At 35.9% G+C, this 12,202-nt stretch carries 13 protein-coding genes; 5 read left to right on the forward strand and 8 right to left on the reverse strand.

What is annotated here, in order from left to right; translation table 11 throughout:
- Positions 1-122: 122 nt before the first annotated feature.
- Both J2Y03_RS02255 and mnmH read left to right on the forward strand, forming a co-directional pair.
- On the forward strand, positions 123-515 hold the full coding sequence (locus J2Y03_RS02255) for a hypothetical protein (RefSeq protein WP_310190275.1): 393 nt from the start codon (positions 123-125) through the stop codon (positions 513-515).
- A gap of 214 nt (positions 516-729) precedes the next feature.
- On the forward strand, positions 730-1,809 hold the full coding sequence (gene mnmH / locus J2Y03_RS02260) for a tRNA 2-selenouridine(34) synthase MnmH (RefSeq protein WP_310190277.1): 1,080 nt from the start codon (positions 730-732) through the stop codon (positions 1,807-1,809).
- A gap of 295 nt (positions 1,810-2,104) precedes the next feature.
- Here the strand turns inward: mnmH and sda are convergent, their stop codons facing one another.
- Entirely contained in the window at positions 2,105-2,230 is a 126-nt protein-coding gene (sda, locus tag J2Y03_RS02265) for a sporulation histidine kinase inhibitor Sda (RefSeq protein ID WP_396954156.1), read from the reverse strand.
- A 206-nt stretch (positions 2,231-2,436) separates the two neighbouring features.
- Between sda and J2Y03_RS02270 the strand changes: the two genes are divergently transcribed.
- Complete coding sequence (locus J2Y03_RS02270; protein ID WP_132094638.1) at positions 2,437-2,643, forward strand: DUF6501 family protein; 207 nt, start codon at positions 2,437-2,439, stop codon at positions 2,641-2,643.
- Positions 2,644-2,761: 118 nt separating this feature from the next.
- On the opposite strand, the gene yidC is transcribed toward J2Y03_RS02270, so the two are convergent.
- The 5 genes from yidC to J2Y03_RS02295 form a co-directional block, all read right to left on the reverse strand.
- On the reverse strand, positions 2,762-3,550 hold the full coding sequence (gene yidC, locus J2Y03_RS02275; RefSeq protein WP_310190280.1) for a membrane protein insertase YidC: 789 nt from the start codon (positions 3,548-3,550) through the stop codon (positions 2,762-2,764).
- 17 nt (positions 3,551-3,567) lie between these two features.
- Positions 3,568-3,873: a hypothetical protein gene (locus J2Y03_RS02280; RefSeq protein ID WP_310190282.1), complete on the reverse strand. Its 306-nt coding sequence runs from the start codon at positions 3,871-3,873 to the stop codon at positions 3,568-3,570.
- 142 nt (positions 3,874-4,015) lie between these two features.
- Positions 4,016-4,768: a pyruvate formate-lyase-activating protein gene (gene pflA, locus J2Y03_RS02285; RefSeq protein WP_310190284.1), complete on the reverse strand. Its 753-nt coding sequence runs from the start codon at positions 4,766-4,768 to the stop codon at positions 4,016-4,018.
- Positions 4,769-4,830: 62 nt separating this feature from the next.
- Positions 4,831-7,056, reverse strand: coding sequence for a formate C-acetyltransferase (gene pflB / locus J2Y03_RS02290; RefSeq protein WP_310190286.1), 2,226 nt, complete (start codon positions 7,054-7,056; stop codon positions 4,831-4,833).
- 322 nt (positions 7,057-7,378) lie between these two features.
- On the reverse strand, positions 7,379-7,831 hold the full coding sequence (locus tag J2Y03_RS02295) for a cupredoxin domain-containing protein (RefSeq protein WP_132094473.1): 453 nt from the start codon (positions 7,829-7,831) through the stop codon (positions 7,379-7,381).
- Positions 7,832-8,018: 187 nt separating this feature from the next.
- Here J2Y03_RS02295 and J2Y03_RS02300 point away from each other — a divergent pair, with 187 nt between their 5' ends.
- Together J2Y03_RS02300 and J2Y03_RS02305 are read left to right on the forward strand one after the other, a co-directional pair.
- Positions 8,019-10,097 (forward strand): phosphatidylglycerol lysyltransferase domain-containing protein, encoded by a 2,079-nt coding sequence (locus tag J2Y03_RS02300; protein WP_310190289.1) that lies wholly within the window; start codon positions 8,019-8,021, stop codon positions 10,095-10,097.
- 159 nt (positions 10,098-10,256) lie between these two features.
- Positions 10,257-11,402, forward strand: a complete 1,146-nt coding sequence (locus J2Y03_RS02305) for a D-alanyl-D-alanine carboxypeptidase family protein (protein WP_310190291.1) — start codon at positions 10,257-10,259, stop codon at positions 11,400-11,402.
- Between the two features lie 28 nt (positions 11,403-11,430).
- Here J2Y03_RS02305 and J2Y03_RS02310 read toward each other — a convergent pair whose 3' ends face one another.
- Both J2Y03_RS02310 and J2Y03_RS02315 read right to left on the reverse strand, forming a co-directional pair.
- Positions 11,431-11,985, reverse strand: a complete 555-nt coding sequence (locus tag J2Y03_RS02310) for a molybdate ABC transporter permease subunit (RefSeq protein WP_310190294.1) — start codon at positions 11,983-11,985, stop codon at positions 11,431-11,433.
- Positions 11,948-12,190 (reverse strand): YkuS family protein, encoded by a 243-nt coding sequence (locus J2Y03_RS02315; RefSeq protein ID WP_132094461.1) that lies wholly within the window; start codon positions 12,188-12,190, stop codon positions 11,948-11,950. Before J2Y03_RS02315 ends, J2Y03_RS02310 begins: the two co-directional genes overlap by 38 nt.
- Positions 12,191-12,202 lie beyond the last annotated feature (12 nt).

A 12,202-nucleotide genomic window follows, 5' to 3' on the forward strand; every position in this document is an offset into this window, starting at 1 on the left:
ATTTTTTATTTCCTTTGAATAATTTGTGTCATTTGTTACTGCGAACCACTATGTTATTAACTATAATTTTAGTAAGTAGTAGTTAGCTAAAATCAAATTGGTTTGGTAAGGGGAAGGAATGGATGATGAAGGTTAAGGAAACAATCAACTCACTAATTGCAGGTATTGATGGCTTTTCTGGTATCTCCTATAAGGTTCACGTTGATTTTTTTCGAAATACATTTAGCGTTTTTGAATGGAGAAACAAAGACTATACCCTCCCGTTTACAACTCTGGAGCCAAAATCAATCGGAAGCATGGAAGATTTCAAAAGGGAAATTTATTTGATGAAAATTTGGGAATGGGAACCTTTCTATCAAAAGGAAGAGGGAATCATACTCGATGGGAAGTATTGGTCGATTAGGCTCAATACAAAAGCAAAAATTTATGATTGTGAAGGAATGGAATGTTTTCCACCTGAATGGGAACGATTTTGTCAGGCAGTTGAAAAATTAACAGGAATACCATTTCGCTAATCCCTTTTCAAGGAAATTGGCAGCAATGTCTTCTTGAAACCCTCGTATATCTCTTATATAATTAGTCTATACTTTTACTGAACTTATTTTTCATTTCCAATTAAAAGGGATTTCTCTTATTTTTTAGATTTTAAACTTCCATTCATGGAAGTTTTGTTTGTTTTAGCACATATTTACTAATAAATTTGATAGATAGAATGAGGAGTTAATATAAATGAAGGAAATTACTGTTGAGCAATTACAAACGATAAAGAATCCGATTATCATTGATGTTCGCTCACCTATTGAGTTTAAGGATGGTTCAATACCGGAAGCAATCAACATTCCTTTATTTACAGATGAAGAGCGAGAAGTAATTGGTACCATCTATAAACATGAAGGACAAGCAGCAGCTAAATGGAGGGCAATGGAATTTGTTTCACCTAAAATTCCTAGTCTTCTTCAACAAATAAAAGCAGCAATGTCTAATAGGGAAGAGCTTGTGATCCATTGTTGGCGCGGGGGAATGCGCAGTAAGGCTGTCGTAACATTTTTAGAGTTCGCTGGAATCTATGCAATGCGATTAGATGGAGGCTATAAGGCTTACCGGCAATATATCCTTAAACAAATCCCAACCATGTTTCCAGATAAAGCGATTGTCTTACATGGTCTAACCGGTGTAGGGAAAACAGAGGTCTTGAAGAAATTGAAGTCACTCGGTTATCCGACACTTGATCTTGAGGAAATGGCTGCACATCGAGGCTCTATTTTTGGTACGATTGGGCTGGGTGAAGGTCATAATCAAAAGATCTTTGATTCACTCTTATACAAAGGACTAGGTGAAATTCAGGGAGCTACTCATTTTGTCATGGAAGCAGAGAGCAAACGAATTGGAAAAGCAGTTCAACCTGAAGAGCTTATGGATAAAAAAATGAAGGGTATCAATATATATATTCACACACCTCTACAGCAAAGGGTTAAACAACTGGTGAATGAATATGTGCTGCCCTATCAAAATGAACCTTGGTATCATGAACAAATCTCGCTTGGAATTGAAAAAGTTCTAAGAAGGATAAAAAATAACGACATAAAAGCAGCATTAATTCAATCATTAGAAAATAAGGATTATCAAGTAGTAATCAGTATTTTACTCGAACACTATTACGATCCCCGTTATGATCATGCAACTCTTGAATACGATGGGAATTTCATCGATATCTATGCAGATGATTTTTATGATGCCAGTAGGAAAGTGATGGCAGAAGTGGATAAACTAATGATTAAAAAGAAAAAGATAGTTGAAGGACAGATCTAAAATAAAGGCTTTTGATAATCTGTAAAACTTGAGGTCGGATCACCAGCCATTTATTTTTTATACTTGGCTGTGTTAAAGGATAATATTGATTTTAGAACCTGTTGATTTGCGCGGAAGGCACGAGAATCCTGCGGGACTAGCAGGTCAGGGTGAGACCCCGCAGACGCGCAGCGTCGAGGAGGCTCACCGACCGCCCGCGGAAAGCGAAGTGCCTGGAGCGCAAATCAACAGACTTGATTAACACAGCCTTATACTTAAAAACCGCCGTAGGCTCGGCGGTTTTTAAGTATAAAATTTATCGATTTTTAAATGGCCTCAATCCCCGACGTTTTATTTCATCTTTTAAAATCTTAATCCATTCTTTTTCATTTCCAGATTTTAAAGCATCCCGATACGTTACAACCAACAGCTCGTTACTCATTATTTTCAACTTTGCAAGCCCCCCTCGGAATAGTGGATTGAATATTTAGTTTTTTATATTGTAATCGCTTTCTTTCTATTTAAGAACCTTATTCACAAATTTGTAATAAAAAACACAAAGGGGACTTGATGGATAATTTAGTTGCACTACAGTGTGTGCATTGATTATACTAAGGAAAGTTATAAATGGAAAGGAAAGGTGCAAGGATGATTCATTTAACATGGCGCGAGCGTGAAACCCTAAAAAAGGTAAAATGTGTTCATACGGATGCTAAAAAATATATTGTACATAACGCATTAACTGCTGGAAAAGTCTATGATGTTAAAAATGAAACAGAAGAGTTTTATTATATTATCGATAATACCGGAAAAGTAGGCGGATTTTACAAAGAATATTTCCAAAATATTGACTGAGGGCTTTAGCCTGCAGTCCTTTTTTTGAATTTAGGGGGTTAGAGTATGAAGTTGTGAGAAAAGGAAACTTGGTATATTGTAAAAAGAAGCATTGGGATCCAATGCTTCTTTTCAGTCCTTATGAATTTGTAGTTGTCGTTGCTTTCAGTTCTGCTTTTTTATCATTTTTATATAGCTTTCTGCTTAGCCAGGTTTGTAGAATTAAAAACGTACCGCCTACTACCCAATAAAGCGGCAGCGCTGCAGGTGAATTAAAAGAAAACATAACAATCATGAGTGGCGACAACAGCCCCATAAATTTCATTTGCTGTTGCTGAGCAGAAGGCATACTAGACTGGGAAACTTTAAATTGGAAATAATAAATCACACCCGCAATGATGGTAATGATAATATCAGGGTCTCCAAGACTAAACCATAGGAAACGGTGGCTTGCAATCTCTTCTGAGCCACGAATCGCATAATAAAAGCCCGTTAGAATCGGCATTTGAATCAGAAGAGGTAAACATCCCATATTTAATGGATTTACACCATGCTTCTGATAAAGACCCATTAATTCCTGCTGCATTTCTTGTTTCTTTTTTGGATCCTTTTCTTCTTTCATTTTCTTTTGGATGGCTTCCATTTCTGGCTTCATTCCATCCATTTTCTCTTTCATGTTCATTTGATTTCTATATTGTTTTAGCATAAATGGCATTAATATAAGTCTAATGATGAGGGTAATTAGAAAAATTGATAAACCATAGCTTCCATTGAAAAACTCAGCTAAAAAATGAATAGAAACAGCAAATGGTTCAACGAAATAGGTATTGAAAAACCCATCACCTTTTCCGTCTGCTGCAGAACAGGCTGATAGGAACATGGTGGTTAATGAAAAAAGTAGTAATAATAAAGAATGTTTGTTTTTCATATTTCCTCCTAAAATTGTTAAATTGTTATTAAGTGAAAAAGGGAGGAGGAAATTGGTTCTTCTGTATCATCCTGTGAACTTTCTTTTCTACGAATATATTTAAAAATACGAATTAGAATAATATTTCTATTTAAAGAGCATTTCTTTTTATAAATAAACAATGGGTGATTTATTTTTGTATGTGCAGGTTCGCTTATGGATCCCATAAACGAATATTCTACATTCATTGCCCAAAGTAATTTGATGATGACACCAAAGTATAAACTTAAATAAAGTGTTTCTAAAGCATTTGTATCTGTAAAATCAATGAGCAATTGGTACAAAAATAATCACCTCATTTCCTGCTAATGTTAAGAGTATAAAGGAGAAAGGGGAAAGAATCAATTTAATCTCACTGGAAAAAACATTGTAGGAATATTCTCATATAAAGGCGAAAAATGCTGCCAACGTTGACAGCATTTTTATTTATAAAGTTATTAATGGTTTATTCCAGTGGGCAGTAATCATTTTATAAGCAGAGTCCACTTTCACTTCTGAAGGTGGTTCTACATGATTCAATGGATATTCCAGCCCAAGTGCTTCCCATTTATAAACACCAAGCTTATGGTAGGGAAGAATTTCAATCTTTTGTACATTTTCAAGTGTTCCAATAAACTCTCCAAGCTTTTGAAGATCTTCTGGATCATCTGAAACGGTAGGAACAAGAACATGTCGTACCCAAACAGGTACTTTACGATCAGACAAAAATTTGGCAAATTCCAGAATATGATCATTTGCCATACCCGTTAATTGAATGTGTTTTTTTCGGTTGATATGCTTTAAATCAAGTAAAATCAGGTCTGTATATTGTAATAACTCTTCAAGCTGTTCAATAAATAGTTTAGAGTGTGAGAAACAGCCGCCAGATGAATCGATGGTCGTATGAATCCCTTTCTTTTTACATTCCTTAAATAGTTCTAATAGGAAAGGTATTTGTAGCAACGGTTCACCGCCACTTACTGTAATTCCCCCGCCAGAAGATTGGATGAAGGGGAGATAAGAGATAAGATCATCCATGATTTCGGAAACGGTCATTTGTTTGCCGCTGCCGATTTCCCATGTATCAGCGTTATGGCAAAACTGACAGCGTAATAGGCAGCCTTGTGTAAATACAACATATCGTATACCAGGTCCGTCGACTGTTCCTAAAGATTCTATAGAATGAATATTTCCGTTCATGAAGATGATCCCCCTTTAGTTTTAAAGCAGGAGCCCCTTTTAAAGGAGCTCCAAAATATTTTTTAAAGTGATTCGTGGAAAGTACGATTAATTACGTCAAGTTGTTGCTCTTTTGTTAATTTGATGAAGTTAACTGCATATCCAGAAACACGAATGGTTAATTGTGGATACAATTCTGGATGTTCCATTGCATCTAATAATGTTTCTTTATTAAAGACGTTAACATTTAGGTGGTGACCGGATTTAACTGCATATCCGTCAAGGATAGAAACCAAGTTACGAACTTGAGTCTCTTCTTCTTTACCTAATGCTTTAGGTACGATAGAGAAAGTATTTGAAATTCCGTCCATTGCAGAGCTGTAAGGCAGTTTTGCTACTGAAGATAGAGAAGCAAGTGTACCTTTTGTATCACGGCCATGCATTGGGTTAGCACCTGGTGCGAATGGTTCGCCAGTACGACGGCCATCTGGTGTATTACCAGTCTTCTTACCATAAACGACGTTAGATGTAATCGTCAAGATTGACATGGTATGAACAGAACTACGGTAAGTATGGTGCTTGCGCAGCTTTTTCATAAATGTTTCAACGATTTCAACGGCAATACTGTCTACGCGATCGTCGTTGTTTCCGTATTTAGGGAAGTCGCCAGTGATTTCGAAATCAACAGCAAGACCGTTTTCATCACGAATGACTTTCACTTCACCATATTTAATAGCACTTAAAGAGTCAGCGACTACACTCAATCCAGCAATACCTGTTGCCATTGTACGTAAGATTTTAGTGTCGTGTAACGCCATTTCAATTCTTTCATAGCTGTACTTATCGTGCATGTAGTGAATGACATTAAGGGTGTTGATATAAAGACCTGCAAGCCATTCCATCATTTGATCAAACTTTTGCATAACTTCTTCATAATCTAAAACTTCTGAAGTGATTGGCTGATATTGTGGTCCTACTTGTATTTTTAACTTCTCATCTACACCGCCATTAATGGAGTACAGTAGAGTTTTCGCAAGGTTTGCACGAGCACCAAAGAATTGCATTTGTTTACCGATTTCCATTGCAGATACACAGCAGGCAATTCCATAGTCATCGCCATATTCTGGACGCATGATATCGTCATTTTCATATTGGATAGAACTTGTTTTAATCGACATGTTTGCACAATATTTTTTAAAGTTTTCAGGCAGCTGTGGTGACCATAAAACGGTTAAGTTTGGTTCAGGAGCTGGACCTAAGTTATCTAATGTATGAAGGAAACGGAAAGAGTTCTTTGTTACAAGAGCACGACCGTCAGACGACATACCGCCAATAGATTCTGTTACCCAAGTTGGATCACCCGAGAATAAATCATTGTAGTCAGGTGTACGGGCAAATTTCACCAAGCGAAGCTTCATAATAAAATGGTCAACAATTTCCTGTGCTTCAACTTCCGTTAAAGTACCATTTTCTAAATCTCTTTCTATATAAATATCTAAGAAAGTAGAAACTCGTCCAAGACTCATTGCAGCACCGTTTTGCTCTTTAATAGCAGCTAAGTAACCAAAATATAACCATTGGAATGCTTCTTGTGCAGTTTTTGCTGGCCCCGAAATATCAAAACCGTGACTGCTAGCCATTTCTTTTAATTCTTTTAAAGCACGAATTTGTTCAGCAAGTTCTTCACGAAGGCGCATATTATCTTCAGTCATTGTGCTGCTTGTATTTTTTTGATCTTTTTGTTTTTCTTTAATAAGGAAATCTACACCATATAAAGCAACACGACGATAGTCTCCGATAATACGTCCGCGGCCGTATGCATCTGGAAGTCCTGTAATGATGGCAGCTTTACGAGCAAGCATCATTTCATCTGTATAAGCATCGAAAACACCTTGATTGTGAGTTTTACGGAACTCTGTAAAGAATCTTTCAATCTCAGGATTTAATTGGTATCCGTAAGATTCTAAAGAAGCTTTTGCCATCCGAATTCCTCCGAAAGGCTGCATAGAACGATTAAATGGCTTATCAGTTTGAACACCAACTACTTTTTCAAGTTCTTCATTTAGATATCCAGGAGTGTGGGATGTAATAGTAGATACTGTTTCAGTATCCATATCTAGAACGCCGCCTTTTTCACGTTCTTGTTTCGTTAATTCCATTACTTGATCCCAAAGCTTGTTTGTTGCGTCAGTTGCACCTGCTAAAAAGCTATCGTCACCTTCATAAGCATTATAGTTTTTCAAAATGAATTCACGTACGTTAACTTCTTTAGTCCAAGTTCCTTTAGTAAAACCTTTCCATTGTTCCATAATTATTTCACCTCGTAAGTTTATATGAAAGTTAATATAACAGCTGTTGCTGTTTATATCTTGATTAGAGTATAACAGGTTTTTTGTGAAGGAATTCACACATATTGTTAAGATATTGTGAATCTTATTTTCATGGGGTTTTTAAATCCTATTTTTTAAGCTATACATCAAAGTTTGTAAAATCTGTACTATAATTATTTTTAAAAATATCAAAACTGTTATATAAGAGGAAACTTTCAATATCATCGTGTATACAGTATAAACAATAGAACAAAATCTATCTACAATAAAATAAGCAGGAGAATCATCTCCTGCTTTCTTACTAATCCACAATTATATCAGCAATCATTGGTCCATTATGTTCTCTATCGCCATGTACTTTACAAATTAAACGATAAGTACCTTCTTTATCGATTTGAAGGGAGACCATTGTTTCTTCCCCTTTTTTGACTGTTCCTTTTATGTCAGTACCCTCAATATAAAAGGGATGTTCTTCACCGTTAATACCGCTGATGTATAAGTTTACTTTTTCACCGGCGTCGATATTTATTGTTCCTGGGTCCCAGCGATATACTTCGATTTCCTTTCCATCTTTCATTTTAGACTTATACTCAACAGTGACCATGTGAATTTCACGAGTATTTTCGCTAGCAATCTGATTGAATACGGCTGTATCACCAGCTTTTAACATAAACCAAGCAGAAATGATAACTAGTAGGAATGCGGTAACTAAAATAAAAACAAGTGTATCTTTCTTCAAAACTAAGAATTTCATCATAAACCCCCTCAATAATTTGTCCTATTTCATGTTTATGCAGATAAGGGAGGGAAACTTGTCTCTTTTTTATAATTTTTTTCTAGAGCTTGTACATATATAATAGAAAAGAAGCAATTTCTTTGTTTGTACTTTATGAAAAGGTAATGAAAAAACAGTTTGGAAAAGTATAGGTGGTAATCTAGGTATGAAAAAAGGAAAATGGTTGACCTGCGTTAAATTTCTCTTCCCCTTACTACTATTAATTTTTGCAGTCCTTGAATTGAAAAAGTTTATTGGTAATTTAGACCTTGTATTACTACAAACTGAAATAGAACAACTGGAATTTGGTGCTTTACTCCTTATATTGATTGTAATGTTCGCTGCTGTTTTACCAATGTTATTTTACGATTTTATGTTAATGAAGATTCTCGGTTTACGGGCAAGGAAAAAAACAGTCATAGAACAAGCACTCATCGTGAATACCTACTCAAATCTCTTTGGTTTTGGCGGTCTAATCGGGGCAATGTTAAGAACCTACTTTTATCATCAACTAGAAAATGATAAACGAAGGCTAGTAGGGGGAATTGCTGCAGTTTCCTTCTTTTATATGACAGGAATGGCGCTGCTCGCCTTACTAGTGATAGTGGGATTCACAAATCATCCCATTTTTGTGCAAACGAAATGGCTATACTTTGCTGTCCTGGGTGTTTCTTTATACTTACCTTTATTTTTGGGATTACATCTAGTTAACAAAAGAAAGAACAAGCAGACATTAATTACCTTTGGAGATGGGGTCAAACTTTTCTTCATTTCACTATTAGAGTGGAGTGCTGTATTCTGTGGTATTTGGTTTTTAACCTTGATTATGAATATACCAGTTAACTTTGCTCAGTTATTTCCTATTTATGTAGTGGCGGCATGTGCGGGTATTATAAGTATGATCCCAGGTGGTCTTGGAACGTTTGATTTGGTGTTTATTTGGGGAATGCAGTATTTACATGTTCCGGAGGAAAAGGTACTCGTGATCCTGTTATTTTACCGGATTGGTTATTATTTGGTTCCATTTATGCTCAGTACGGTCCTATTTATTAAGCGGAATTGGGAAAAATGGAACAAGTCATGGAGTAATATCCCAGCGGCCATTATCCAAAATATTAGCCATATTATGGTGACTTTGCTTGTCTTTCTTTCTGGGTTAATCCTACTTTTATCCGCAAGTGTCCCTGGAATTATGGATAGACTTAGAATCGCTCAGGAAATTCTGTCTTTCCCTATCATTAACCTTTCCCATCAACTCTCTGTGGCTGCAGGCTTTCTCTTATTGGGGTTATCCAGGGGGATAGAATACAATGTGAAAAGAACATATGAGTTAACCATGTTTGTCTTAATTCTTGCTGCTTTGTTTTCTATTTTCAAAGGAATTGATTATGAGGAGGCCATTTTTCTTATCACAGTCGCATTGTTATTAAGGATGTCAAAAGGGCAATTTTATCGAGAAAGTTATGTTCTTACCTGGGGAAAAACCACAGTTGATATCCTGATAATTAGTGTGATTATTTCGATGTATTTGGTGATAGGATATTCCAATTTACCAACTGCAAAAATATCCATTCCGTCTCAATTATTGCCATATGTAATTGTAGATTCTCAGGATTTGTTTAGTAGTGGGTTGATTGGACTCGTGATTGCGATGCTCACCCTATATACCGGATACGTGATAAGTAAACCAAAGAAATGGAAATTTGAAAGTTCAATAGCTCATGAAAAAGAGATCCTCGAACATTTAAGTACCTATGATGGGAAGAATTTGTATCATTTTATTTTTCTCCATGATAAATATATTTATTGGAATAGGAGGAAAAATGTCTTAATTTCTTTTCAACAATATGCCGATAAACTAGTGATTTTTGGAGATCCAGTTGGGGAAAGAAACGAAATTGCAAATGCGATTGAGGAATTCCACGAAGTTTCCGATCGATATGGTTACACACCCGTTTTTTATCAAGTTAGTGATGAAATGTTTCCATACCTGCATGAAAATGGGTATACCTTCTTTAAATTAGGCGTGGAAGCATCCAAATTTTCATTTTTAAGTGAAAAAATAGCAGCGCAAATTTATTTGCATGGATACCAATTATATCAATTTCAAGGATTAAGAAAATTTAAAGAAGAATATACAAACAAGTGGGAGTCTAGTTATTTAGGATATAGGAGAAAATCAACATTCTCCTTGCCATTAACCATGACCCAAATAACTTTATTAATTTCGAAAAAAAGGATGTAAACGAGGCGGCTTGGAAGCGTAACCAAGCCGTTTTTTATTGCAATTATTTCAATAAACGCTAAAATCTTTTCGTTTGAATAACATTTTTACCATATATATTTACATTCAAGCGTTATTTGATAAAATCAGATGATAAAGAAAAGGTAAGGATGTTGTAAATTGTCAAAGTTTGTAACTTTTTTTATACTATTATTTCTCGTTTCATCAAACCAATTAAACGCATATGCTGCAGAAAACCATCCCTTGGAGATAAAAAGTGAAGCTGCTGTCCTATTAGATTCAGAAACAGGTGCGGTTTTATATAATAAAAATAGTGAGGAAAAATTATATCCTGCTAGTTTGACTAAAATAGCAACGGCTATTTATGCCATTGAAAATGGAAACCTAGAGGATATTGTAACTGTAAGTGCTAGGGCGGTAAATGAAGAAGGTACGAGAGTATATTTAGAAGAAGGGGAAAAGGTTCCTTTAAAAAAGTTGATTCAGGGAATGCTGATTAACTCAGGTAATGACGCTGCTATAGCAATCGCTGAACATGTAGATGGATCGGTGGAGCAGTTTGCAGACAATATGAATCAGTATTTAAAAGAGAAAATCGGTGTTCGTAATACCCATTTTACCAACCCAAATGGATTATTTGATGAAACCCATTATACAACGGCGTTAGACTTAGCAATAATCACAAATTACGCAAAAATGAATCCAGTGTTCTCGGAGATTTTTGGGACAAAAGAGCTTGGGTGGAGCGGGAAATCATGGCAAACTACATTGCTGACTCATCATCGTCTTCTAAAAGGTGAGATACCTTTTGAAGGAATCACAGGTGGGAAAACAGGCTTTGTAAATGAATCAAAACACACGTTAGCTACTACAGCTGAAAATGAAAACTTAAAGGTGACTGCTATTGTCCTGAAAGCAGATAGGAGCGAGGATACCTATACTGACACTGAAAAGCTGATTGAATTTGGATTAAAAAGCTTTAAACATCGTGTAATTAAACATAACGAGATATTTACGTTTAAAGATAAGGAATATTATCCGAAAAATGATACGATTATTACTGAGCACGTTAATGGATCACAAGAAACTATGACGGATCAAGGTATCTTAAAAGTTGTAAATGGTAATCAAGTTATACAGTCTATTCAAATTGAAATGATAGCACCACCAAAACAAGTAGAGGTAAAAAAAGAAAAGCTATTATCAAGCGAACAAAGTAGTATCAATATTTTTTATGGAATTATCATATTTGCTTTTGCAGCACTTTTCCTTGGAGTTAGAAAAAGATTGGTGAAGAGACAATAAGTTAGAAAAAGCCATGAGAGAATCCTCTTCATGGCTTTTTTTGTACGAAGTTTGATAGCAAAAGCATGAGAAAGGAGATAATCACCATGGATAGAACGAATGACCATGCCAAACTCATGTTACCAGATTCCATAGCGACATAAATCGCTGTTGGAGCGGTTTGTGTTTTTCCAGGTATATTTCCAGCAAACATTAAGGTTGCACCAAATTCACCAAGGGCTCGTGCGAAGCTCATAATTAAACCAGAAATGACCGAGGGAAGGGTTAAAGGCAGGGAAACAAATAAGAATACTTTCACTTTGTTTCCGCCATCGACTCGAGCAGCGTCCTCTATATCAATATCCACTGATTGAAAGCCTAATTTTACAGATTGATACATTAACGGAAATGCAACGGTTGTGGACGCAATGATCGCAGCCCAAGGTGTAAACATAATGGATTGTTGAAATAAATCCTCGATAACAACGCCGATTGGAGGGGGAAATAAAAAAACTGCCTGGGTGGCAGTTTTAAGTGGTAATCTCTTGTGATGGATGATTCCGAGGTTATCGTAATCTGCTCTCGACCTGTTGGCACACTTCATCTGCGCTCATCCCATGTGCTTCAATGACCGAACCTTTTGTTAAGGTATCCTGCATTCCCATTACATTGGAATCTAAACCAGTAACAACACAGCAATCACAATTCTGTGCATCAGATTCCTGTTTTAATTCAATCACATCATGGCCTTTTTCCCTTAAAGCTTCTTGAACATCCGTTAAAGAACCTTCTACTCCAATTTTCGCCATACAAAACACCTC

The organism is Neobacillus niacini, assembly GCF_031457145.1.
Lineage (GTDB): Bacteria > Bacillota > Bacilli > Bacillales > Cytobacillaceae > Neobacillus > Neobacillus niacini_J.